Below are 24,258 nucleotides of genomic sequence, written 5' to 3'. Positions count from 1 at the left end.
CTACCAAATGCCACAAAAAAAAGCAGTCATTCCAAAAAACTGCTTTGTTACCCTAAATCCTAAAATCGAAAACTACATAGACGGCCAAAAAAGCTCCCGGAGCTTCCGTTCAACGGGCTTTCATCTCGTGTCCTGCGGACAAGACGAAAGCTTAGTTATTAGCAGAAGGTTTTTTTAGAATGATCTTTTAATTTCATCGAAAACAATTTTACGATAATATTTCCGCATTTTTCTTTGCAACTTAAAATCATCTCTTCTCAAATCCTGTGAAACATCAGCACCGTTGAAATAAATTTGAGTTCTATTCCCTTTTAGAGGGAAAATAGTAAAACTTATATTTCGTAAAGTATCATTGTCAATAATTAACTCATTTTTAATATATTTTTTTCCTCCACTTGTAGAATCAATAACACTTCGATAATGAATTAGTCTCACCGTGTCAAATTCGATTCCATTTTGTTTAAGTTTATTAAGTACGTAGTCTTTGCTATGGTTTACTTTCATATTGCATTTGTAACATTGAAGATTTCCATTATTCATAGTAAAGTAATGACTTGGTGGCGGTGCTTCTGCAATAAATATGAATAAAGATATGACAAAAATAAATTTTGGATTCAGTTTTTTTATTGTTAAAAAATCTATTTTGTGAACATTTTTAATCAGATAATATGGTATTGGCAAAAGTAATAAAACAAACAAATCAGAATAATCAATAATTCTTGATGTTTGAATTGGTGAAATTTCATTGTAGAAATTAATCAGACTTTGTGAATATTGACTTTTCCAAAATGAGAAAATAATAGCTGCAGCAAAAACACTATTCTGCTTGAGTTTTGGGAAAATATATGTCAAAAAAAATGGAAAAATAATTATTCCACAAACATCAGATAATTTTCCAGTAAAATAATTTGAAAATTCAAATTTGAATATTTGATCATTTAAAAATAGAATCAAAATGCCAAAAATGAAAATGTAATTTACAATATAATTTTTGTTACGATTTGTGTTCATAAACTTTCTGCTAACTTCCAAATTTACGCATTGCGTCAATCCAAACTATATGATATTCGCAAAGCCATTTATGCTACTAATATAAAATATTATTTTGATTAATTGATTATTAGTTTCATACAGTTTTGTTTCGCTCAAATTTATCTTTGGATTAGCGAACTTTTACCTTTTAATACCCATTTTTTTAATTTCTTCATCACTATAATTGTCCAGAATTTTAGCATACCGATAAAAGGTAGCCCTAGTCAATCCAAAAGGCTTATAAATATCTTCGGGACGTTTCGTGACATCTTTGTATATATTGCGCAGAAGTAACAGTTTAGAAATTGTTTCTGCAGTATAACCTTTTGGTCTGCCACCGAGTCTACCTCTTGCTCTTGCAGATTGTAGTCCTGCGTTGGTTCTTTCTCTTATTAACTCTCTTTCATATTCAGCTAAAGAAGCCATGAGATTCAAAAATAGTCGTCCATTGATAGTTGAAGTATCTACACCATCTACAAGACCTTTTATTAAAATTCCTTTATCACTCAAACTTAAGACAAGATCAATAATGTTTTTTAAACTTCTACCCAATCTGTCCAATCGCCACACATAAAGTTCGTCACCTTCTCGAAACTGGTCAATCATCTTATCAAGTTCGGGACGATTCTTTGTTGCACCCGAAATTTTCTCCTGATAAATTTTCTCACAACCTGCTTTTTCTAAGGCTTCAATTTGTAAATGCAAATTTTGATCTTTGGTTGAAACCCGAGCATATCCTATTTTCATATTTTTGTTACATTAAACTCATACTATGTAAATTTATGAAACTTTGTTTAATGATACGAGATTTTGAGAAAATTATTTGAAAAAATAAGAATTCAAAGTTGCATTTTTCAAAATCTCAAAATACTACCGTTTTTTTAAACTAAAACAAATTATATAATGTTGATTATATAATTATTTTTAATTTAGCACTGACACTAAATGCCTTCAATTAATTATGAATTTCATAATTGAAAATTCAAGAAAAATTGAAAGGTTTAAATTATTTTTTTTCAAAAAATGCAATTATTTTTATGATAATAGTTTTTAAATTATTCTCAAATTCAACTTTATAGTAAGATTCAATAAAGTTGGTTTCTTCCATCGTATTACAGACAATTCTCCTTAAGTCATGTCTTCCAATGTTTGGGTCATTCTGTATAGACTTGAGATATTTTTTTCTTTCAATATTAGTTTCCAAATTGTCTAAGGTAGATTTAATTTTATCAAATGTTTTCATATTATAAAATTATTATGAAATATAATATCAACTTTACGGTTAACAGTAATTTTGAAAAAATACTCCAAACATTCAGCAAAATAGTTCGATAAAACTAATCTTAAAGATAGTAAGCTGCATCAGATCCGAATTGTAATAACGAATTATTAAATACTCCAAACATTCAGCAATTCCGATAAAAATTTTTCTTTTTTTCGCAACTTTTTTCTTTTTACGATAGAGAAAAATTATAGTTTGTTTTTTCCGACTATAAAAAAATTATCCGAAAGGACAAAAAAAAGATCGTGAGCATAGCGAACTCCTTTTATTATAAACTTTAATACTCCTTTATATAATACTTTTAGAGTCGCCCGTAACCCATTACTGAAAGGACTTGGCACGCATTTACACCCCAAACATTCAGCAAAAACACTCCAAACATTCAGCAAAAACACTCCAAACATTCAGCAGAAATAGGCAATATGCACTCCAAACATTCTGCAAAAAAAGTTCACTTTTTTGTGATGCTGTAACCCCTTTACCATCATTGTATTGAAAACTATTAAAAAATATAAAATTATACTCCAAACATTCAGCAAACTTTGCAATTTTGTATGTTTTTTATCCTAAAAACTTCAATTACTCCAAACATTCAGCAAATTCACTCCAAACATTCAGCAAAAAAACTCCAAACATTCAGCAATAGTTTTTAAAATACTCCAAACATTCAGCATTATTCTGAAGTAATCAACTTAGGATATCCTTTTGGAAATTGTTTGAATTTTTCTGAATTTTCATACTGATTTTGAATTTCTACTTGCCATTTTGCTAAAAATTTCAATCCTGTTAAATCTGTCATTTTAATATCCTGTTTTCTAACAGATTTTTTTAAATTGTCATATGCATCATTCATTAATTCCATATCTGCCGAACTATTTAAATAAATAGTTTCAATATGTTCTAAGCTATCTTTATCAATTTTGTGTCTTCTTTGCAAGTAATTAATTTGATACTTTACCTTGGCTTTATATGCATTTTCAGGTTTAAGCCTTTCTAAAATCTTATTTCGATTCACATCTAATGCGATAATGTAGTAAGTCCCATTTTTATAGGTGAAAGCAAAACTTCTATCATTAAATTCATATAATTTCGCCTGTATTGGTTTTAAGAATTTTTCACTTATGTAATCTTTATCTCTACCTTCTAAACTAAATTTCTTTTTTAGTGTTTCAATGTTAATTTGTGTCCAGCTTGTATATGTTTCTTTTTTGAATTCAGCATCTTTATACATCGGTATTGATCTCAACCATAGAGCAAAAAATATTTGTTGAGTGTTGGGAATATTATAAGCCAAATTGAAAAGTACATCATTGTAAAATTCAATATTTGCCATTTTTTCCAACCAATAACTATTTACTTCTAAATATACTTTACCCCTTGTGAACGAATTATTTGCTATAAGAGGAATAACACTTCTAATTTCTTCACCTTTAGAGTTTTTTTGAACCACTGTTCTTAATGTACGCTGTATTAAAAGATGTAAGGCTTTTTCAATTCTTTGAACATTTCTCGATGGTGATATTAATTCAGTAGGAATAATAAAATTTGCAAATGTATTATCTCGTGAAAGAAATTCTTCTTCAAATAGTGAAGGTGTATAAGGCGCACGAGGTTGGTTGAAATTGACTGATTTTGCCTGATGTATCAAAATAAAGATTATTCTAATTGCTTCAATGGGTGCATCTATCAATTCACCGGAATTTTTGAAAATTTCGCTATAGATTAGATTTGAAATATTTATATACTCTATTTTCTCTTTTTTTCATCAAAAGTTTTTACAACATTTTTAGGCTTATTAATGTCGTAGTAAATAATATTTTTATCAGAAGAAAGTTTTATTTCTTTACTATCTATTTCTTTGATTCTCTGTAAATAATTCTTTTTCATCCTATGTTATTTTTTGCAAATTGTTGAAATGTAAAATCCTGTACAGGATGTTCTTTATCAAAAATTGAATGATAATTATTAGCCTTCGGATTAGAAAAGTAATCGTTTTTATGAAGATAAATCTTAATCCATAACCACGGCTTATTTTCTTTATCTAAGTAATCTGCCATTTTTGAAGGCTTCCAAACCTTGTTGTACCATATTGTTTTTTTTTCGTTAGTTAAATATGCTACACAAAAAAAACCTTTACTTTCTGTCTTTTTCATCGTAATATTTTTGGTGTTAGGAAAAATATTTGTAAATTCGTGTTAGGAAAAAACAAATTATTTTGTTTGAGGAGTTCTAATTTATTAGAGCTCTTTTTTTTATTTTGACTTTAATTCTGTACTGTCTGCGTTCTTAGATGGTTTTTTGATTTTTGAAAATGTGGCAATTCCGCCTATCACTAAAGCAAAAACAAAAATTACAACGATTATCAAACAACCTGCATTTAGAGTTTGCATAAAACACCCCTGTCCTTTCGGTTTTAAAACTTTGGTGGTATTGATAGGATAACCGCAATAAGGGCAATTATTTGCACTATCTGAAATCGATTTGGAACACTCCGGACAATTAATTAAAGCCATGACTTTTTATTTAAGTTTATACTTATTTTCTAAATGCTCAATTAACAAGGAAAATAATTCTTCCTTAATAAATACTCCCCCACCCTTTTGCTTGTGATAAATAAAATTATAGATAAAATTTTGATCTGCTTCACTAATTAGAAATGAAGTGTTTTTCTTTATAATATCTTTATTTGCTGTAGATTTTCTACCTTTTTTTGTCGGCACAGGTACATCGTCTGGACGTTGCTTCACAAAGGGCGAAGCTTCTTGTAATAGTTTGATTCCTTCTCTTACGGCAGAACCTTCACTATAGCTATAATCAGATTCAATCTTATGAATTACGAGTTCTTTCAGATAAGTAATCATGCTGACAGGAAGAGTTACGGCTAAGACAACACTGTTTTTATCAGAATATACATGCTTTTTCTCTTCTATTTTATCATTACTCACCTGCAAGTTTGTTCCTGCTGTTTTAAGCTTATCTAATCCTTTCATTATTGGCTTTTTATGCATTACTCTTAATCTTTTGTATTAATTCATCAGCTAACTTTCTGTAATCCATAGAAACAGGGCTATAGGGCTTTAAAAACACTGCTGATTCACCAAGATTTATACTTGTTCTAATAAACGCATTCTTTCTTACATAACTTTTAAAAAGCATATCAGAAATTGGGCTTTCCGAAAGTTCTCTGTAAGCTTCTTTAAAATCTTTCGTATTTTCTTCTACTTTAGCGAAGAAAAACCCTAAATATTTTGCCTTCAATTCTTCATTGGTCTGCAATTCATTAATTTTTATAATTAATGAAGTTAAACCATCCAAAGTAAAAGCGTCATAATCAACAGGAGAAATTATATAATCAGATGCATAAACTGCAATTTCTCCAAAGCCTAAATCATCATTAATAGGTTTAGGTGGACAATCAATCAAAATATAATCGAAATCATCACCAATTTTTTTCAATGCTTTTTTTAGGCTCTTCCTATTTAAGTTTTTGGTTGACAAAGTTAATTTACCTGCAATTACACTAACATTTTCACCTTTTCCTTTATTTACATATCTAACAGGTTCAACAGATTTTAAAAAATCTTCAACATTATATTCATTCTCTGCATCTACTCCATAACCTAACGATAAATGACATTGCGTGTCAAAATCAATAACTAAAACTTTCAAGCCCATTTCAGCCATTACACCCGAAATATTAATTGTACTTGTGGTTTTTGTTACACCGCCTTTTTGCGTAAAAATTGATATTACTTTTGCTTTCATGTACTGTATATTTTAGTTCGTTAAATTCGTTCCGGATTGAGCTGAAATCGTTCAGATCCTGGAACGAATAACGAATTATTTTTTATTTTAATTTAGTTAATTCAATTTTAGCTTTTTTTAAACTTTCTTCAACTGTAGAAATTGAGTTAATCAATTTATCCGTATCACTTAAAAATTTCGTTTTTTCTTTCTGAGCATTTTGCAAATCAGATTGAAGTTTCAAAATTTCTTTTGATTGCTCAATTCTCAATTCTTCATTCTTCAGAAATTCGAAAAAAAGCTTTTTAACCGCTTCGCCATTATTGGTGGTTCGAAACTTATTTAATATTTTCTCAAAATTATCTTTATCCTGTTCTGTCAAATCTTTGACATAGATAATATCTGGTCTTGTATTAACTCTTGCCATTTCTAATGAATTTAGATAATTATTAAAACCAACCTATCTGAGTTAAATTCTCGGTTTCTTTGTTCTTTTCTTCCCATTCAGTTCTTATATAAGAGGAATTTCCTATATCATATCTTCTAACTTCAAATTCGTCTAAAATATCTGAAGGAATATTTTTTACATTCATGCAGATGCTTTCATAACTTCCGTCAAATTTTCTATCTGCTCCCAAAATTGCATTGGTTTTATATTTCGTCTCTTCATCGTAAGCGTAAAGCTTTAAAGATTTTCCTGCAATTAATTCTAAAATTTCAATTGCCTTATTTGTATTTTTTACTGATAATCCCATAATTAAAACATTTGTGTTTGTTTTTTTGTTTCTAAAATCTCACAAGTATCTCCAACATAAAAAGTCCAATCCTGACCATTATCATCAGAGAAAAAAACAGTATTACTACTTTCATAACAAAGTCCTGTTAAAATTCTTCCTACGGCTACTGTTGAGCCTGTCTTTCTTGTATCTTCTACTTTTAAAACTTCGAAGCTTACATATTTTGGAGCGTTCATATAATATTTAATTATTGGTTATAATGTTAATACAAATATAACACTTAATTTTTAATTAAATGTTATATTGTTATAAATTTTATTTTAAAAATGTGTGATTTCCACTATCTACAATTGTGACCAGAGCCATACAGGCAACAAGTATTATTATTGCGATTATAGGGTGTAAATTATCTTGATGGGGTTTAATAGTATTTTTCATAAGAAATATTATAATGTTTAATTAATGGTTATAATGTTATATAAATGAAAGGCTTAATTAAAAGCCTTTCATTAAAAGAATTAAGAATTTGTGTCTTTAGAACCTAACAATAAAACTTCTTCTACTCTGATTTCCGTAATGTATTTTTTCACCCCGTCTTTATCGTCATAGCTTCTATAAGTGAGTTTTCCCTCAATTCCAATTTCTTTTCCTTTGGAAACATATTTCTGAAGGATTTCGGCAGTCTTTCCGAATGCTACGAGATTGTGCCATTGTGTTTCTTCGACCTTTTCGCCTTTTGCATTGGTGTAATGGTCATTTGTTGCCAACGTTACTGAAGCTTTTAAACTTCCGTTTTCAAAGTTAATTACTTCAACTTCTTTTCCTGTGTGTCCGATTAATCGAACTGAATTTTTAATACTCATGATATTGATTTTAAAAGATTAAATTAATGATTTTTGATTAGTTCTGTTTTAAAACTTTTGGGTTAAAACAAGTGTTGATTATCTCCAGATAATATTTTTCTTTTTCAGAAAATTTTCTTTCTCCGTCAATAAAAAATAGTTCGGTGCTTTTTTGAAAATACTCCTTTTCAAAATCTTTAAAGGATCTGCTGTAAGTAATTACAAAAAAAGATTTTATTTTGAAAATTAACTTTTTCATAATTATTTTTTTAAAGTTTCTTCCAATTCTCCGGATTTATTATTGATGATAAAATCCAAAGTTCCAACGACCATATAATAGTTAGGAATTTCATCGTTAAGAATCATTTCTTTGGCTCTTCCGTTTGCTTCATCTTTATGATGTTGGTAACCCATTTCATAGCCTATATAAAATTCAAGGCTTAATAGAATTGCTGTTGCAAATATTCCGATGATAATAATTGTAGCCTTTTTCATAATATTATATGATTTAATTAATTGTTATATTGTTATAATTTTGTTTTTTAATTTCCTGTAAATCGTCAGCAAAAAGTAGACACTATATAGTATAAAAGTTAAGGAGTGTTTTCAAAAAAAGAATTACATTTAATTATGGAAACACCTAAAAAGAAAAGTTCCGAAAAATTCATAAAAGACATCCGTAAAAATACAAGGAGGATCTTTACAGCCGAGCAGAAAATTTTAATCGTAATGGAAGGGCTTCGTGCAGAAACTTCTGTAGCGGAACTATGCCGACAGCATAATATTGCCCAATCTCAGTTTTATTCCTGGAACAAAGAATTTATGGAAGCCGGTAAAAAACGACTCAACGGCGATGTCATTAGAGAAGCCACGAGTGATGAAGTGTCGGATTTGAAGAAAGAGAATGCCCGACTGAAGGAAATGGTTGCCGATTTGGTTCTGCGCTATGACATTGTAAAAAAAAGCTTAGACATGCTGGATTGACCCATAAATACAGAAAGTTTATGAGATTATCAGCAAGTGAGAAATACGAAATTATTCAAGAAGTTACTACGAGTGAAATTGGTGTAAAACGAACCTTGGAAAGCTTTGGGATTGCAAGAAGTACTTTCTATAAGTGGTATCAGAAATACCTTGAAAACGGCTACGATGGCTTGGAAACGTCCAAAAGAACATCTAAAAGACAATGGAATAGCATTCCGGAAGAACAAAAAGATTTGGTAGTAGAAATCGCTTTGGAACATACAGAACTTTCCTCAAGAGAACTGGCGCACAAAATTACCGATGAACAAGGTATTTTCATCTCAGAATCCAGTGTTTACAGGATTTTGAAGCAACGGGATTTAATCCCTGCACCGAATCATTTTTTACTTTCAGCAGCAAATGAATTTAAGGATAAGACAGAATTTGTGCATCAAATGTGGCAAACAGATTTCACTTATTTTAAAGTGATTGGTTGGGGTTGGTACTATCTGAGCACTGTTTTAGACGACTACAGCAGGTATATCATCCACTGGGAACTCTGTGATTCGATGAAGGCTGAAGATGTGAAAAGAACAGTAAATACAGCGATTGAAAAAGCAAAATTAAAGTCTAAAGCCAAACCGAAATTACTCTCAGACAATGGTTCCTGCTACATATCAAACGAACTCAGAACCTACCTGAAAGACGATTTGAAGATGAAGCAGGTTCACGGAAAGCCGATGCATCCGCAAACCCAAGGGAAAATAGAACGATACCACAGAACGATGAAAAATGTGGTAAAACTCAATCACTTCTATCATCCTGAAGAACTTGTGGAAGCTTTAGAAAAATTCGTAGAAAACTACAATAACAAGCGATATCACGAATCTTTGAAAAACCTTCCTCCAGCAGATGTGTACTTCGGAAGATCTGAGCAAATTTTGGAAAAAAGAAGACAAATAAAATCGGATTCAATCCGAAAAAGAAGACAGTTGTATTTTCAACAGAAATTTATAAATTTATAACCCTAAATACTCCTTAAGGATTTATTCCAAAATGTCCAAGTTAGTTTGAAGACGTACACTCAAACTTACAATTCTATAATAAAGTTTCATCCTTAAATGAAAATAATAATAATATTTTTCTTTTTAATGAACAGTTGAATAATCAAATTGGAAAGAATGAACTTTTTGCCAACGAAAATAGATTGACTTACACTAAGAAAATAGATTCATCCAAAGCTTTAGTAGCAGTAGCACGATATATTTTTCAAAACCGCCCATATGATTTTACTGATGAAAATGATGTTTTTTCTCAAATACTAAACAATCCTGATGCTCAAAAAATAAATCAGATTATTGATTCTAAAATGAATTTTGGGGGATTAAAACTTTCTTATCTTAAAAAGTATGCAGAAGAACACAGCCTGGAATTACAGTTAGGAAACGAGTTCAGAAAAGATTTTTTAAGCTCAAACCTTCATATTTTTAATTCAAATAATGAAGCGATAAGTTTTGATAAATCAGAGTTTATTAATCATACAGATTATGTTCAGAATAATGTTTTTGCTCAGATTAAATATAACAAAAAAGTAAAAAATTGGAGCTATGGTTTTACCATTTTAAATCAAATGATTCATTCTGATTTAAATCAAAATAAACAGAATGGTTTCTATGTTTCTCCGTTAGCAAATATTGGTTACCAAAACAGAAAAATAGGAAATTTTAATTTGAATGCAGGAAGGAAATTTTCCACAGTCAGTATCAACGATGTTTATACTAACTATATCTATCAGGGAAACAGAAACTTTAAACAGAGCAATGTAAATTTTGCTGTTTTGCAAGATTGTAATTTAGGATTTAGCTACAACGTGGGAGAGCAAATGTCTCAATATCTTAATTTCAATATTAATTTTTTCAAAAGTGGAGATTATTTGTCTAATAATATGATTGTAAATCCTAATTACACTTTTAATCAAACAATTTTGGTAAAGAATAATAGCAATTTATCTGCAAGCTTAGAATTAAGAAAATACTTAAAGCCTATAAGATCAAGATTGAGTATTTTAAGCTCTTATATGCAATCGGGCTATGAAAATAGTGTAAATAATCAACCTTTAATAAAAACTAAATTTATCAATTGGAAGGCAGCTTTTGAAATGAAATCAGGCTGGACAAAATTTATTAATTATGAATGCGGTTATGAATGGGCATTCAATACTATTTCTTCGAAAGTGAATTCTAACAAATACATAGATCAAAAAGGTTTTTTGAACCTTTATTTTACTATAAATTCACAGTTTAGGATTGAGTCTCTTGTAGAATATTATAAATTTGGAAATACAGCTCAAAAAACTACTCAGTTTTGGGATATTAAAGCGAACTATACTTTAAAGAAGTATAATATGAGTATTTTTATTCAGGGCAATAATCTTTTAAATTCAAACAGTATTCAGAGATACTCAATAAATAATATAAGTGAGAGTTTATACACACAAAGACTGTTGCCACGCCATATAGTGTTAGGTATTAACAAAAATTTCTGATTAATATATAAAATCTATTCAAAGCAAAAAATATGATAGATTTTATCCTTAACCCTGTTTTTTTTACTTTTCGTCGACTGACCCCAAAAAGGGAAAGAACAGTTTGAAGAAATATCTGCTTTTAGAAAAAATGTTTTGGATATTGCTAAAAAACAAATCAATGAAGAAAGCGACATTTATTTTGATTATAAATTGATAAAACAGGGGCGTTCTTTTCGATGGGTTGAAATCTATGTTAACGCTAAAATGGCTCAACAGCTGATAATAAATTTTGAAGAAAGCATAGATAATCAAAAATACATATCAAAACTGGTCGTTTACGGGTTTTCTCAAATACAAGCAGAGTTGATTGCCGGAAAAGAAAAAGAATCCAATTTTGACATCTTAATTACAGAGTTGAATGAGAAAATAAGACAGAGAAAACTGAAAATTGAAAATTCTGTCGGCTACTTGGTGGGTGTTTATCAGAAAAAAGGAATATTACCTGTAAAAAATTAAACCTTAAAAATTATACAACTTCATTGAAGCCAAAGAAAAAGGATTGGATCAATATATAATACCACATGGGAAAACACAAAGAACATAAAACAAATAAAGAGTATGTACAAAAAATGTATGATCTGCATCATGGTGTTGGAGCCTATACTATTTTACATGTGGGGGAACCCGACAAATATTATAGGAGAAAAGTAGTTGCCTTTTGTAATAAACATGGTAATCTAGTAAATACTAATTTAGATTATAAGGCTAAGCCCTCTGATTGTTCCGGTTGTTTTTCGGAATCCAATAGTAAATATACAGTCGATAGTATTCAACAAAAATCTATAACACTCTTTGGAGATATTTATAATATTAAAGGCTTTGAAAATAACGTTATTACTTTAGATTGTACTCTTCATCAAGAAACAAATATAACTCAGACACTAAATGGTCATTTTCATGGATATACACCTGATTGTAAAAAATGCAGGGAAGAGAAAAAAGAAAAAAAACATGAAGAGAAAAGGAAAATTAATATAGAAAATACATTCAACGATCTTACAAAAAAATTTATTGCAGGAGAGTTTTTTTATAAACCATTAAAAGTTTTTTTTAATGAAGAAAATAAAAAAATGGTAAAAGTAGAATGCTTGAAACATAAAGATGAAAACGGTAAAAATCCTGTATTTTCTATAAGTGCAAATAGTAAATCAGATAAATCTTATAATTGCTCGGGATGTCTTTCTGAGATAAGAAGTGAAATTAGATCTTTGTGTATTGAGGATTTAAAAACGATTATCAAAAGCTCTAATGATAAAATTATTAGCGAAAATTACTACATCATTGATTTTTTAAAAGATAAAAAAGGAAAGATACTGCAAGATGATTTTGGAAATAATTTAGTAAAATTAGGTTGCAATATCTTAGACCATACTGAGCCTTTCATACAATCAGCAACCAATATAGGAATCCAGAGAGGATGTAATCATTGTAATAAAAAAAGAAAATATAGAAAAACTGCAGAAGATTATATATCCGAAATTAGACAATTAATTTTTTCTGCAAATTTGGAAGATGAATTTGAATATAATAATAGAATTGGTAGAGACAGAAGGGGAAAAATAAAATTTAATCTAATTTGCAAAAATTGTAATACTCCTAGTTGGCATTATAAACAACATATAAAAGAATCTACTGCTACTTGCCCTAAATGTAAACCAGGAGAATCAAAAGGAGCGAAAAAAGTAGAGAGATATTTGCTTCTTCATAAACTGCAATTCAGCAAAGAAAAAACATTTCCAAACTTGAAAAATATACAAAGTTTAGCTTATGATTTTTATCTTCCAAAATATAATTTATGCATTGAATTTGACGGTTTACAACATTTTGAAGCTGTCAATCACTTTAAAGGCTTAGAGAAATTTTTGGAAACAATTTCAAGTGATTTAAAAAAGAACAATTATTGTAAAAAAAAGAAAATTAATCTTTTGCGAATTGCGTACTATGATTATAAAAACATTGAAAATTTTATTTCAACTGCTATAAAAGAAATTGACAGAAAAAAAGAAAATAATTTTTTATATAAAATTTTCTATACTCCAATTATTGTATGGAGAAGGAGAAAACACAAAGAAAAAAAGGGAAGAATTGTTTTTTCGACTATAACAGGTTTAAGCTCCAAACCATAAATATTATATCTTTATCAAATGATAACCGTAAAACATCCTTTAGAAAAATACAATACAGCGCAGGAAAATTTCATTAGTAACCTTGCAGAACAAGACAAAGAGTATCATTCTTTGCTGTTTTCTTACGGTAATGCAAGCTATCTCTATCATCATCTACCCATAGAACCTACTTTGGAAGATTATACAGAATGGTTAGAGGGTCTGCAAGAAAACATTAGAAAAGATATGCAGTCCAAAGGATATGAAGCCTGTAAAAGTATTTTATCCTTTACCCGATATGTTAGAGAAAAAAGAGATATCGGGATGGAAGATTTTGTAATAGAAAAAATGGGAATTGAGCAGTACCGGAAGTTTAAAGACCTCTAAAGCAATGTTTTTTTTGATTGCGCATAAATCGGCTTCGCCTACTCATGTATGTTGAGGAGAATTATAAATTCTCTCAACATACATTCGGAAAAAAGAATATATTTATATTGCAGAGTTGCAGAAATGCAATTTTCATCATTTTGTGTTTTTTAAAGACGGTTTTTTAGCTGTCTTTTTTCATTCTGTAGGGGTATCAAACTGAGAATAAAATAAAAAAATGGTACAATTCCTCGCACCATTTTGCCAAATCACAACCAAAAATTATATATCTAATTGAATAACAAATAAATTAATTTTTTTTGCATATTTTTGTATATACGTAAATACACACATACGTATATATAATATGGCAAAAATCATTTTAACAACGCACCAAAAAGGAGGTGTAGGAAAGTCTACCCTGACTTTTAATATGGCTTTAGCGTTAAATAATGAGGTTAAAGTCTGCATTATAGATTTGGATTTACAGGGTTCTTTATGGCGTTCCCGAACGGCATCAGATATTCCAGTTTTTTCTGCAGATGAAATGAATGATGTCTTAAAATCAGACTTCGATTTTATTTTTATTGACACTCCGCCCTATCTTAATGAGAAACTTCCTGAATTGGCTAAGTTGGCAAATGTTATTGTAATACCTACAAAAACCGGAATTTATGACCTCTTAGCAATAGAAGACACAATAAGTATTATTAAAGATTCAAAGAGCGAAAAAAAGGCGTTAATTGTTTTTAATATGGTAAAACCAAATACCACATTAACCGGTGAAATGCACGAAGCAATGGAAAAGCATAAAATCCCAATTGCAAAAAATTACATTTCCGACTTGGTAGCTTTTACTCGTTCTGCAATAAATAATGAAATTACAGACCAAAAAGCCAAGTTTCAGATAGAAAACCTAACTCGTGAAGTATTGGAAAGAATTTAAAATCATATATCCGTATATACATATATATTATGGGAAAACCTACTAAATTAGGCGATTTTGCAAAAAATCTTACAAAAGAAAGAAAAACACCTTTGCAAATGGTCGTCCCTGTTAAAGAGAAACCATTGACAAAAAAATTCCTTATGAATATGCCTTTAGATACCTATGAGTTTTTAAGGGAAAAAGCATTTAAAGAAAATACAGATATTAAAACTCTTGTTCTAAATGCTATTGAAAGAACATATTTTAAAGTAAGTCGTGAAGAAGTAATGAAAGAATTGGAATAATGAAATTGAGTATTAGAATTAGATAAAAATAACTTTAAAAATAATAAATATGAAAAATGTATCTAAACAAAATTTAATCATTGCATTGCTTGTCCTAAACTTTGTGTCTATTTTAGGATTGCATTATTTTGCTCAAAAGCAAGATGAAAAAATAGATAAATTGTCCTACAATAAAAATATTTCCTGGTCTGAACTAAAAATTAGACATGATGTTGATATGTTATTATTTGGTGAACCTTTAAATTAATAATACATATCTTTGCTTTAGAAAAGAACAGGATTTATAAAATCTGAACAACTTAACGGCAGGATTTACAAAATCTGAACAGTTCTTTTTCTTAAAATAAAAATCTGGAAGTAATTCCGGATTTTCTTGTTTATGCTATTTTATTTTTTTGATATCGTCTGCTCTGTAAATATCCGAATCTTAAAAAATTGAACAAAAGAACAACGAACGTCAAGTGTTTTGAAAAAAACAAGAAGACTGAGGAATTGACAACTGAAATTTTTTCAAAATAAATAATAATTTGCATATCTAAAACGTAATGCGTAACTTTACACCTTACAATTAATAAGAGTAATGATCTATTCTATAACGCATAAAGGCTTAAAAAAATACTGGACGAAAGATGATTCTAGTAAATTACCCTCAGAAATGATTGATAGAATACGTGAAATTTTAGATATTATTGATAGTGTTGAAGAAGTTCCTCAAGATTTTGAGCCTTTTAAAGGACTGCGATTGCATCCATTAAAGGGGAAATTAAAAGGGTTTTGGTCTGTGGACGTTACTGGTAATTATCGCATCATTTTTAGATTTGAAAGTAAAAATGCTTATGATCTAGATCTATTAGATACTCATTAAGATTGTAGAACCGAAAAATCGAATTTTATTATATGAAACCTATAGTTCGTGCTATCAAGCACAATACGCATCCTGGTGAAATTATTTCGAACCAGATTATTAAACCAAATAAATTAACAGTTGATAGAACTGCTAAATTTCTAGGTATTACACGACCTACTTTATCTAATATTGTTAACGGTAAAAGCGCAATTACTCCCATTATGGCAATAAGAATTTCCAAAGTTTTTGGAGGTAATGCTGCATTTTGGATTCGCTTACAAACTGCTTACGATCTAAGAGAAGCCGAAAAAGAGTTTGAAGAAAAGCATATTGAATTAGATAAATTCGAATTTGCCTAGATACTAAATTATTATCAATATAAAAAGGAGTGCTGAAATTCAGTACTCCTTTTTAATCTAAACATTTTATTTTTTTCCCTTTTATTGCTACCATAAATCTGACATGTATGAACTTGTAAATTTTCAATTCTTTGTAAATCCTATAGAGAAAGGATTAATAATATTACATTATCTAAAATAAAGTTGCGGTCGCCCACCTGCATGTCCTAAAGATAAATTTTTCCTATTTTGTTATTTTATAACAAATTTGGTGTAGGCGTAAAAAAAACTACTGAGCAATAAACTTTTTCGAATATTTTCAGCTTTTATTTTAACACGTCGAGTTTTGTCGTTTTTCTCCTATACTTTTGCATTAATAATGATATTTAATAATTACAAATAACTATTAATTAGAGTATTGAAAAAAAAAAATACATAAATATTATTTCACAAACTAAAAATAATATTTATATTCGCCTACACTTTAACCCATAAAAAATAAACATTATGAAAAAAATTAAAATTTTATTAGCAGCTGCCACAGTTGCTCTATTTTCATTAACTACTTTAATTTCATGTAGTGAAAATGATTCTTCAGAATTAACTCAAAACACGACTACTGCAAAAGGTGATTCAAAAACTATGGCAAGAATAAGCGATAAAGATTTACCAACTGCTTTGTCTGAGGATGTAGATTTTAGAGCTTTATCTGATATGATTGTTTTTTTTGAAGAAATGCCAAAGAAACAAAATTTTGTAGCTAATTTTAATAGAGAAACTTTAGAATCTCAGAAAGATGATGCTTATTTTATTTCTTTATCAGGATATACTCAACAAGAAGTAACAGATGCTAAGACTAAACTCAATTATCATTCAAAGCAAATATATTCTAAATTTCCTCAGTTGTACGAATATAATCAGACTGATCTATACAACATTATAGAAAGTGCAAGTGATTTATATTACAATGAGATAAGTTTAGGAAGTAAGGTTAAATGTTCTACTTGTTCGAAACTAGGAAGAGCAAAAATGGTATTTTACACAGCAACAGGGGCTGCTACATGTGCTTCTGTAGCCGGTCCTTTTGCTTTATGGGCAGGATGGGCATGTGGAACGGCTGGATTTGCCGTAGCTGGGTATGAAGCACTTGCATGTTTAGAAGATTGTCAAAAATAATCGTATGAAAAGAATCTATAAAATTATAGCTCCTATATTCTTTATTGTTATTATAACTGGTGGCTTTACTAAAAATATGGAATTTCCAGTCACCAAGTTTATAATTTCAGTAATATTTGGTAGTTCTATTTATAGTATTTTAGTCTTATTAAAAAAGGAACATTTATTTAGTTATTTAATAGGATTTTTCATCCTTATATTGCTAATTACTAGCTATATAGAATTTATCTTCTATATAGAATTTTTATTAGGCTTAATTGTATTATTCATATGGTCATTATTTAAGAAATATTTAAATAATTTTAAGTTATATAAAAGATAAATAACTCATTAAAAGCTCCTACTTTTTGTAGGAGTTTTTTGTGCTTAAAATTCACAACAGTTAGGAAATTTGAGGAAACGTAATATCGTAATTTTTATAACCATGTAATATTGTCAATTTGTAAAGTAAATGCGAATTTGCATAGTTGATGCGAAAATTTTCTAAGTAAATGCAAATAATCATTTGCCACAGAAAAGCCCACAACTCTTTAATTCAAGTATATCAAAGAAATCTTCTTCCTCAAATAGCTCTAAAATCATCTTTGGTGCTATTATTTTACAAATAGTATTAATCCTTTTTTTCTTGATACGATCTGCATTTTCACGTATTTTTTTTAATGGATAATCTTTCTTCCAATAGTAAGGATTATCACCGCCCTTATACTCGTATGATTCTGCAATATCAAATAGATCCGGATGGTGTTCTAAAAGCCCCACAAGTTCATATAATCTTTGATTAAAACAGAAATAACAATTGGCTCTACTTCTCCATGCGAAGAGCATGTCGAAATACCATTCTGGTAGTAAAAACCTAACGTCAGTTCCTATGATTCTACAAACTTCTTCATATACACTTTTCCAGAAAAATGTTGGAGGTTTCAAACCTCTTGTATTAATAATATCATATACTCCGGAAAGATTAACTCCCATTTCCTGCAATGGATATACTGGCAAAATATTAGGACTAGTAGAGTTATTAAAGCCTTGTCTATTTTCATCAGCTCTAATACCATAATACACCTTCGCACTTTCTCCATTAATCCAGCTTATAAAAGGTTCGATTTTTGCCTGTCTTGTGCAATATCTTGATTGCCCATTTGGAAGAAAATAATTGTAACTCTCAATAATATCATTAAGATTAGCACCAACTTTTATAATTTCTTTTCCCAAATATCCTTCTACTTTATCAATCCATGTAAGTACTTCAGGTAATTCAGCACCAGTAGGATTGAAAACAAATTCATAATCGAGTTCAGGATCTATTGTTCTTTGAACTATTGCTGTAGCTAAAGAATCCTTACCTGATATTGGAATTATATTTCTCATTTGTTTTTATAATTTGATTGAATCTACTCTGCTTAAAAAATAGTATAGTAGATGCAAATATTAGGGTTTTAGTTAAAGTTTTTTGCATTTACTTTGCGAATTCACAAATATAAATATACTCTTTTACGAAGTTGATCTATACTCAATTAATAAAATTCTGTATTCCGATTGATTTCTCATTTTATCTATTCTCCGCCTACTTTCTTAATAAAATTAAAATCTTCGTCCTGTGATTCTTTTCTTTCCTGCTCTTCTTCTAATGTGGGTTTAATCAGTTCTTCTCTGTTTACTGCCTTTGGATATTCCAATTCTCCTTTTAAAATTTGTTCGGCTTCTTTTGATACTCTCTCGTAATACTCTTGTATTTTTCTTGGACTAGTTCTCGGAACTACACTTGCTAAATCTACCTTTGTATTTGTTTTACTCATTTTATATTGAGCATAAATCAAAGGATTTTCATTTTCTACAATGCGTCCTACAAACTCTCCTACTCCTAAGTTCATAAATTCGGAACTCTTAAAAACATCTCTTTCCTGGTAAGAATAACTTTTCCCTTTATTATTCTGTAATATGGATGTATTTTTCTTATTTGTACTTTTAGTTTCAAAAAGTCTGTCTTCTTTTCCAAACTGTTTACTTAAAATATCTGCAGTATGACTACTTGCAACCCTTCCATAAAAATGACTCCCACAAGCAGAAAACAATACATCTGCTTTCTCTTTTCCGTAACCATCAATTAATTGGCTTAAATCCTGAACGAATAAAATTGTCGATATTTTATTGCTTCTCCCTGTGTTCGGAATTACTTCTATATTCGGAATAAATACCGTAGGTGATTCATCCAGCATCACAGTTGATGGCAATCTATCCGGTTGGTTCATCATTTTAGAACCTACAGAAGTAACCAGGCTACAAAGAGGCGCAATTGTTCCGGATATTGTAGGATGGCTTCCTACAACCATAATACTAGGGTTTTCTAAACTATTTAACCGTAAATCAAATTCATCAGCTCCAAAAATCCACATAAATTCCGGAGTATTAATTTGTGCAACAGCTCCCTGTAAACTTCCTACTACTCCGGCTATCTGTTCACTCGCTCCGCTTTCTACTGCAGTAGCAATGGAAATAATCATACTCCGAACCTCTTTATCTTCACAAAGTCTCTCAATCAATTCTTTATAAGGGTTTTGAAGAAGAGCCAAAGCATGGGGCAAATCGCAATATTGAGGGTGTTTTTTTCTTAAATACCAAATTACTGCAGTAAGTAAATCCGTTGCAGATCTGCTCCAAAAATCCTCTTTCCGGATGCTTTCTTTCATGAGGTTCTTAATAATTGCACTTGCGTACTCCCTTGCGTATGCTGAAAATGGCATATATAGGGGTCAGTCGACGAAAAGTAAAATTTTGTACGTTAAGGATAAAATCTATTAAAAGGTTTTGTTTTAATAGATTAAACTGATTTAATTAGTCGGTAAATAGTAGCCGGATGAACATCGAATAGTTTGGCTACTTCGGGAGCTGTTTTTCGTCCCGATTGGATAAGATGTTTTATTTCTTTTCTTTGGACTTCTTTCAGTTTAGGTTTTCTCCCCCCGATTCTTCCTTCTTTTCGGGCGTGTTCAAGTCCTTTTTTAGTACGTTCTTTAAGCATTTCCCTTTCAAATTCCGCAAAAACTCCTACCATCTGCATCATCATTCTTCCTGAAGATGTGGTTGTGTCAATAGATTCTGTAAGGCTTCGGAATCCCGATTTTTTACCTTCAATCTGTTCTATCAAGAAGAGAAGATCCTTCAGTGATCGGGAAAGCCTGTCCAGCTTCCAGACAATAACAATATCGTCTTTGCGAAGATGGCTAAGAAGTTCTTTAAGTTTAGGGCGATCCCATCTTCCTCCGGAAACCTTTTCCTCAAAGATAAGTTCACAACCGGCTTTTCTCAAAGCTTCAATCTGAAGCGAATTATCCTGCTCCTGAGTGGAGACTCTGGCATATCCTATTAACATAGATAGTATTTTATAATTCTAAATCTTGTGGATTTTTATGTCCGTCCCAAAAGGAAAGAATTTGAATTGTTTTGTTATTGATTCTATAAAAAATTAAAAATTTTCTAAGGACAACTACATAACGTACACTAGAAATATCAAAAACTTCCTGTCCTGCGTATGGATTATTGGCAATGTAATCTTCTTTTTCAGAAACCTGTTTTACGATCTTCTTTGAATAAGTGGCAGACTTGTTATGGTTGATCCAAAATTCCAAAGCTTCCAGATATAAACGTTCTGCTTTTTCAGTCCATTCTATTTCGAACATAAAGCCTCCGCTTTTTTTCTTACTTCTTCACTTGAAATGAGCCTTCCCTCTTCTGCATCTTTTATACCTTCTAAGACAGATTGTTTTATTTCTTCAGAAATTATAGTGTCTTCCTGCCTTTTAAAACGGATTTTCATTTCTTCTAAAAAAGCTTCAATAACGGAGAATTGTTTTGGGTTATCCGGATAAATAACAATACTTTTCATGATAAGATTATTTACACAAAGATAAAAATTTCGCACAAACATATCGCAAAATATTTTTATTTTGCAATACTTTTTTGCGACTGTAAAATTCATGCTTCCCGAACATTCTGATTTCTGTTGCAAAAAGGATCGTTTGTGCAAAGAATAATTTGAAATTATGGCTTTAAGAAAAATATTATCTGAAAAAGAGAAAGAAAATTTAATTGAGTCTCCTTCTTTAAAAGAAGACATCATACGTTGGTATACTCTTGCGGAATCTGATATTATAATTATTGAGCAAAATTGTAGAGGCACTGCAAACAAATTAGGGTTTGCTATACAACTATGTTATCTACGGTTTCCAGGCAAGGTTTTAAAATCTAACGAAACTCCGGAGTTTTTGCTATTACAATATGTTTGCGAACAACTTAATATTAATCAATCTGTTTGGGAAAAATACGCTGTTCGGGATGTAACCAGAAGAGAGCATATTACATTAATCAGAAAAATTTTTGGCTTCAAAACATATAGTGAATTTGAGCAGGAAGCTTCTTTAAAATATATTCATGATAAAGCACTACAAACAGATAGAGCTGTAATTATAGCTGAGGAATTCATCACTTATTTAAGGACAAATAAAATACAGCTTCCTTCTATCAATACAATTGAAAGGCTTTGCTCAGAAGTCCTAATCAATGCAGAAAAGCAAATTTATGATACCCTGAGTTCTTCATTGTCCAATCATCAGAAACAGTTATTAGATGCTCTTCTCAACTTACAGGAAAAAGGCAGCGTCAGTCAACTAAATTGGCTCAAGCAATCCCCACAGGCGGTCAATTCAAAATTTTTACTGATGCACATAAAGAGGTTGAGAACAATTAAAGATATTAATTTTCCAAAAGATATTGGTAAGGATATTCATCAAAACCGATTACTAAAAATAGCCAGAGAAGGGAGACAGATGACACCACAGCATCTAAGGGATTTTGAAGAATCCCGGAGATACGCAACATTGGTAGCAATACTTCTGGAAACCAAAGCTTCTATTTTCGATGAAATTATAGAAATGAATGATAAGATCATCGGTTCTTTATTCAGATATGCAAAGAATACACAAACACAAAAAATGCAGGACTCTGGAAAATCTATGGGAGAACAGCTCGGTATATTTTTTAAAATTGGAAATGCACTTCTTGATGCAAGAGAAACAGGAGAAGATCCTTTCGATGCTGTTGAGTCGGTTATTTCGTGGGAAGCTCTGGCTCAAAGTATTTCGGAAGCTAAAAACTTAACGGCTAAACAAAATTTTGACTCACTATATTTTATATCCGATAAATATTTCACGATAAAAAAATATGGTGGAGAATTTCTGAAAGAGTTAGAACTCCGTTCTGCCCCTGTAGCAGAAGATATTTTAAAGGCAGTGGCTATCCTGATCGACTTATATGAAGGAAAAATAAAAAGGCTTCCGGAAAAGCTACCATCAGGTTTTATAAGAAAAAGATGGGAAGAACTTGTATTTACTGAGAACGGTACCGATAGAAAGTTTTATGAACTGTGCATATTTTCTGAACTCAAGAACCATCTGCGTTCCGGAGATCTTTGGGTGCAGGGATCAAGACAGTACAAAGATTTTGAAGATTATCTTATTCCTGCAGACAGATTTACTGAAATGAGAGATCAGAATCAAGTTCCTCTTGATGTAGCTTTGAATGTAGAAAAGTTTCTTTCAGAGCGGATGGAGCTTCTTTCAAATAAAATACAAATCGTTTGTAAACTTATTGAAAGCAATGAACTTCCGGACTCTTCTATTATTAAAGACAGAATAAAAATTAAACCTCTTGAAAATACAGTTCCTGAAGAAGCTGAAGTTTTAGGAAAAAAAATATACGGTTTGCTTCCTCTTATTAAAATTACCGATCTTTTGAAAGAAGTCGATCAGTGGACGGGCTTTACAGACAAATTTATTCATCTAAAATCCGGAAATAAAGCTGATGAAAAAAAACTGTTACTTACTGTAATACTGTCAGATGCCATCAATTTGGGTTTAAGAAAAATGTCTGAAGCTTCTCCGGGAACTTCCTATGCAAAACTCTCATGGCTTCAGGCGTGGCATATCCGGGATGAAACGTATTCTTCAGCATTAGCGGAAATTATCAATACTCAATCCGATCATTCATTTTCTTCTTACTGGGGAGAAGGCAAAACATCTTCTTCGGACGGTCAAAGGTTTGCTACCGGAAGCTATGCGCAAAGAACCGGAAATATTAATCCGAAATATGGAAGCAGTCCCGGAGTTCAGTTTTATACTCATATCTCCGATCAGTACGCGCCTTTCCATACCAAGGTCATCAATGTAGGAGTGAGGGATGCTACCTATGTTTTGGATGGGCTTCTCTATCATGAATCTGATGTACAGATAGAAGAACATTATACAGATACTTCGGGGTTTACCGATCATGTGTTTGCTTTGATGCAGTTATTGGGATTTAAATTCGCCCCAAGAATTAGAGATTTAAATGATAAGAAGCTATTTATTCCTGAAGCATCTACGGGCTATTCTGCTTTATCAGAACATATAGGAGGAACAATCAACAGTAAAAAGATTATTCAAAATTGGGACGAAATTTTAAGGCTTGCAGCTTCCATAAAAAATGGAACTGTTACAGCTTCACTCATTGTAAAGAAGATTGGAAGTTATCCAAGGCAAAACGGACTGGCTGTAGCATTGCGGGAATTGGGTAAAATTGAAAGAACCTTATTTATGCTCGACTGGTACATGAGTCCGGAACTTAGGCGCAGAGTTACTGCGGGGCTTAATAAAGGGGAAGCCAGAAATGCTTTGGCAAGAGCTGTATATTTTAACAGGTTTGGAGAAGTCAGAGAACGTAGCTTTGAAAATCAACGGTATAAGGCAAGCGGTCTTAATTTGGTAACCGCTGCTATTGTTTTATGGAATACGGTTTATATTGAAAAAGCAGTGCAGCACCTGAAAGAACAGGGCGAAGAAATTAATGAAGAGTTACTTCAATATCTTTCTCCTTTAGGATGGGAACATATTCACCTTACCGGAGATTATGTTTGGGAAGAGAGAATCAAACTTAAAAAAGGAGAGTTTAGAGCTTTGAGAAATTTGTAACAAGC

At 30.6% G+C, this 24,258-nt stretch carries 32 protein-coding genes; 12 read left to right on the top strand and 20 right to left on the bottom strand.

Annotated features, from left to right (window positions below):
- Positions 1-174: 174 nt before the first annotated feature.
- From FDY99_RS22505 to FDY99_RS22440, 15 genes are all read right to left on the bottom strand, one after another.
- The gene (locus FDY99_RS22505; RefSeq protein WP_228448779.1) at positions 175-852 is read right to left on the bottom strand and encodes a hypothetical protein; all 678 of its coding nucleotides are present in this window, start codon (positions 850-852) and stop codon (positions 175-177) included.
- A 321-nt stretch (positions 853-1,173) separates the two neighbouring features.
- The gene (locus FDY99_RS22500) at positions 1,174-1,779 is read right to left on the bottom strand and encodes a recombinase family protein (protein ID WP_139421443.1); all 606 of its coding nucleotides are present in this window, start codon (positions 1,777-1,779) and stop codon (positions 1,174-1,176) included.
- 259 nt (positions 1,780-2,038) lie between these two features.
- Positions 2,039-2,275 carry a hypothetical protein gene (locus tag FDY99_RS22495; protein ID WP_116096777.1) on the bottom strand — a complete coding sequence of 79 codons (237 nt, stop codon included), beginning with the start codon at positions 2,273-2,275 and terminating at the stop codon, positions 2,039-2,041.
- 712 nt (positions 2,276-2,987) lie between these two features.
- Positions 2,988-4,004 (bottom strand): hypothetical protein, encoded by a 1,017-nt coding sequence (locus FDY99_RS22490; protein WP_139423910.1) that lies wholly within the window; start codon positions 4,002-4,004, stop codon positions 2,988-2,990.
- Between the two features lie 56 nt (positions 4,005-4,060).
- Complete coding sequence (locus tag FDY99_RS23100) at positions 4,061-4,201, bottom strand: hypothetical protein (RefSeq protein WP_162304199.1); 141 nt, start codon at positions 4,199-4,201, stop codon at positions 4,061-4,063.
- Positions 4,198-4,467: a hypothetical protein gene (locus FDY99_RS22485; RefSeq protein WP_139423887.1), complete on the bottom strand. Its 270-nt coding sequence runs from the start codon at positions 4,465-4,467 to the stop codon at positions 4,198-4,200. Before FDY99_RS22485 ends, FDY99_RS23100 begins: the two co-directional genes overlap by 4 nt.
- A gap of 99 nt (positions 4,468-4,566) precedes the next feature.
- Positions 4,567-4,827 (bottom strand): zinc ribbon domain-containing protein, encoded by a 261-nt coding sequence (locus FDY99_RS22480; protein WP_139423886.1) that lies wholly within the window; start codon positions 4,825-4,827, stop codon positions 4,567-4,569.
- Positions 4,828-4,833: 6 nt separating this feature from the next.
- Positions 4,834-5,304 carry a hypothetical protein gene (locus FDY99_RS22475; RefSeq protein WP_123962695.1) on the bottom strand — a complete coding sequence of 157 codons (471 nt, stop codon included), beginning with the start codon at positions 5,302-5,304 and terminating at the stop codon, positions 4,834-4,836.
- A 10-nt stretch (positions 5,305-5,314) separates the two neighbouring features.
- Entirely contained in the window at positions 5,315-6,079 is a 765-nt protein-coding gene (locus FDY99_RS22470) for a ParA family protein (protein ID WP_139423885.1), read from the bottom strand.
- 82 nt (positions 6,080-6,161) lie between these two features.
- A complete protein-coding gene (locus FDY99_RS22465; protein WP_139423884.1) occupies positions 6,162-6,485 on the bottom strand; it encodes a hypothetical protein in 324 nt (107 codons plus the stop codon).
- Between the two features lie 22 nt (positions 6,486-6,507).
- Positions 6,508-6,813, bottom strand: coding sequence for a hypothetical protein (locus FDY99_RS22460; RefSeq protein ID WP_139423883.1), 306 nt, complete (start codon positions 6,811-6,813; stop codon positions 6,508-6,510).
- Between the two features lie 2 nt (positions 6,814-6,815).
- Positions 6,816-7,031: a hypothetical protein gene (locus tag FDY99_RS22455; RefSeq protein WP_139423882.1), complete on the bottom strand. Its 216-nt coding sequence runs from the start codon at positions 7,029-7,031 to the stop codon at positions 6,816-6,818.
- Positions 7,032-7,313: 282 nt separating this feature from the next.
- Positions 7,314-7,658 carry a single-stranded DNA-binding protein gene (locus FDY99_RS22450; protein WP_139423881.1) on the bottom strand — a complete coding sequence of 115 codons (345 nt, stop codon included), beginning with the start codon at positions 7,656-7,658 and terminating at the stop codon, positions 7,314-7,316.
- Positions 7,659-7,695: 37 nt separating this feature from the next.
- Positions 7,696-7,896 (bottom strand): hypothetical protein, encoded by a 201-nt coding sequence (locus tag FDY99_RS22445; RefSeq protein WP_139423880.1) that lies wholly within the window; start codon positions 7,894-7,896, stop codon positions 7,696-7,698.
- Between the two features lie 2 nt (positions 7,897-7,898).
- Positions 7,899-8,132: a hypothetical protein gene (locus FDY99_RS22440; protein WP_139423879.1), complete on the bottom strand. Its 234-nt coding sequence runs from the start codon at positions 8,130-8,132 to the stop codon at positions 7,899-7,901.
- A 135-nt stretch (positions 8,133-8,267) separates the two neighbouring features.
- On the opposite strand from FDY99_RS22440, the gene FDY99_RS22435 reads away from it, so the two are divergent.
- The 11 genes from FDY99_RS22435 to FDY99_RS22385 all read left to right on the top strand — a co-directional run bounded on the left by FDY99_RS22435 (position 8,268) and on the right by FDY99_RS22385 (position 17,252).
- Positions 8,268-9,625 (top strand): IS3 family transposase gene (locus tag FDY99_RS22435; protein ID WP_394344535.1). Its coding sequence is split into 2 segments (ribosomal slippage): positions 8,268-8,603 and positions 8,606-9,625, totalling 1,356 coding nucleotides; the frame shifts between segments, so codons are not numbered across the junction.
- A gap of 134 nt (positions 9,626-9,759) precedes the next feature.
- Positions 9,760-11,145 carry a TonB-dependent receptor gene (locus tag FDY99_RS22430; RefSeq protein WP_139423909.1) on the top strand — a complete coding sequence of 462 codons (1,386 nt, stop codon included), beginning with the start codon at positions 9,760-9,762 and terminating at the stop codon, positions 11,143-11,145.
- A gap of 111 nt (positions 11,146-11,256) precedes the next feature.
- A complete protein-coding gene (locus tag FDY99_RS22425; protein ID WP_139423908.1) occupies positions 11,257-11,643 on the top strand; it encodes a replication initiation protein in 387 nt (128 codons plus the stop codon).
- Between the two features lie 65 nt (positions 11,644-11,708).
- Complete coding sequence (locus FDY99_RS22420; protein WP_048508962.1) at positions 11,709-13,313, top strand: hypothetical protein; 1,605 nt, start codon at positions 11,709-11,711, stop codon at positions 13,311-13,313.
- An 18-nt stretch (positions 13,314-13,331) separates the two neighbouring features.
- Positions 13,332-13,679 carry a hypothetical protein gene (locus tag FDY99_RS22415; protein ID WP_048508963.1) on the top strand — a complete coding sequence of 116 codons (348 nt, stop codon included), beginning with the start codon at positions 13,332-13,334 and terminating at the stop codon, positions 13,677-13,679.
- A gap of 346 nt (positions 13,680-14,025) precedes the next feature.
- A complete protein-coding gene (locus FDY99_RS22410; RefSeq protein WP_048508964.1) occupies positions 14,026-14,604 on the top strand; it encodes a ParA family protein in 579 nt (192 codons plus the stop codon).
- 29 nt (positions 14,605-14,633) lie between these two features.
- The gene (locus tag FDY99_RS22405) at positions 14,634-14,891 is read left to right on the top strand and encodes a hypothetical protein (RefSeq protein ID WP_048508965.1); all 258 of its coding nucleotides are present in this window, start codon (positions 14,634-14,636) and stop codon (positions 14,889-14,891) included.
- 49 nt (positions 14,892-14,940) lie between these two features.
- Complete coding sequence (locus tag FDY99_RS22400) at positions 14,941-15,138, top strand: hypothetical protein (protein WP_048508966.1); 198 nt, start codon at positions 14,941-14,943, stop codon at positions 15,136-15,138.
- A 333-nt stretch (positions 15,139-15,471) separates the two neighbouring features.
- Positions 15,472-15,756, top strand: coding sequence for a type II toxin-antitoxin system RelE/ParE family toxin (locus tag FDY99_RS22395; RefSeq protein ID WP_048508967.1), 285 nt, complete (start codon positions 15,472-15,474; stop codon positions 15,754-15,756).
- A 32-nt stretch (positions 15,757-15,788) separates the two neighbouring features.
- Positions 15,789-16,097, top strand: coding sequence for a HigA family addiction module antitoxin (locus tag FDY99_RS22390; RefSeq protein WP_048508968.1), 309 nt, complete (start codon positions 15,789-15,791; stop codon positions 16,095-16,097).
- A gap of 486 nt (positions 16,098-16,583) precedes the next feature.
- A complete protein-coding gene (locus FDY99_RS22385) occupies positions 16,584-17,252 on the top strand; it encodes a hypothetical protein (RefSeq protein ID WP_048508955.1) in 669 nt (222 codons plus the stop codon).
- A gap of 501 nt (positions 17,253-17,753) precedes the next feature.
- On the opposite strand, the gene FDY99_RS22380 is transcribed toward FDY99_RS22385, so the two are convergent.
- From FDY99_RS22380 to FDY99_RS22360, 5 genes are all read right to left on the bottom strand, one after another.
- Entirely contained in the window at positions 17,754-18,620 is an 867-nt protein-coding gene (locus tag FDY99_RS22380; RefSeq protein WP_139423907.1) for a phosphoadenosine phosphosulfate reductase domain-containing protein, read from the bottom strand.
- A 185-nt stretch (positions 18,621-18,805) separates the two neighbouring features.
- Positions 18,806-19,993 carry a type IV secretory system conjugative DNA transfer family protein gene (locus tag FDY99_RS22375; protein WP_139423906.1) on the bottom strand — a complete coding sequence of 396 codons (1,188 nt, stop codon included), beginning with the start codon at positions 19,991-19,993 and terminating at the stop codon, positions 18,806-18,808.
- A 77-nt stretch (positions 19,994-20,070) separates the two neighbouring features.
- Complete coding sequence (locus tag FDY99_RS22370; RefSeq protein WP_116096814.1) at positions 20,071-20,622, bottom strand: recombinase family protein; 552 nt, start codon at positions 20,620-20,622, stop codon at positions 20,071-20,073.
- 10 nt (positions 20,623-20,632) lie between these two features.
- Positions 20,633-20,929 carry a type II toxin-antitoxin system RelE/ParE family toxin gene (locus FDY99_RS22365; protein ID WP_116096816.1) on the bottom strand — a complete coding sequence of 99 codons (297 nt, stop codon included), beginning with the start codon at positions 20,927-20,929 and terminating at the stop codon, positions 20,633-20,635.
- Complete coding sequence (locus tag FDY99_RS22360; protein ID WP_123962699.1) at positions 20,917-21,135, bottom strand: hypothetical protein; 219 nt, start codon at positions 21,133-21,135, stop codon at positions 20,917-20,919. Before FDY99_RS22360 ends, FDY99_RS22365 begins: the two co-directional genes overlap by 13 nt.
- Before the next feature lie 157 nt (positions 21,136-21,292).
- Between FDY99_RS22360 and FDY99_RS22355 the strand changes: the two genes are divergently transcribed.
- The gene (locus FDY99_RS22355) at positions 21,293-24,253 is read left to right on the top strand and encodes a Tn3 family transposase (protein ID WP_139423905.1); all 2,961 of its coding nucleotides are present in this window, start codon (positions 21,293-21,295) and stop codon (positions 24,251-24,253) included.
- Positions 24,254-24,258 lie beyond the last annotated feature (5 nt).

The organism is Chryseobacterium mulctrae, assembly GCF_006175945.1.
In the GTDB taxonomy this organism is placed as follows: domain Bacteria; phylum Bacteroidota; class Bacteroidia; order Flavobacteriales; family Weeksellaceae; genus Chryseobacterium; species Chryseobacterium mulctrae.
Note: the sequence above shows the minus strand (reverse complement) of the source record. Positions and strands in the feature narration are given on the sequence as shown.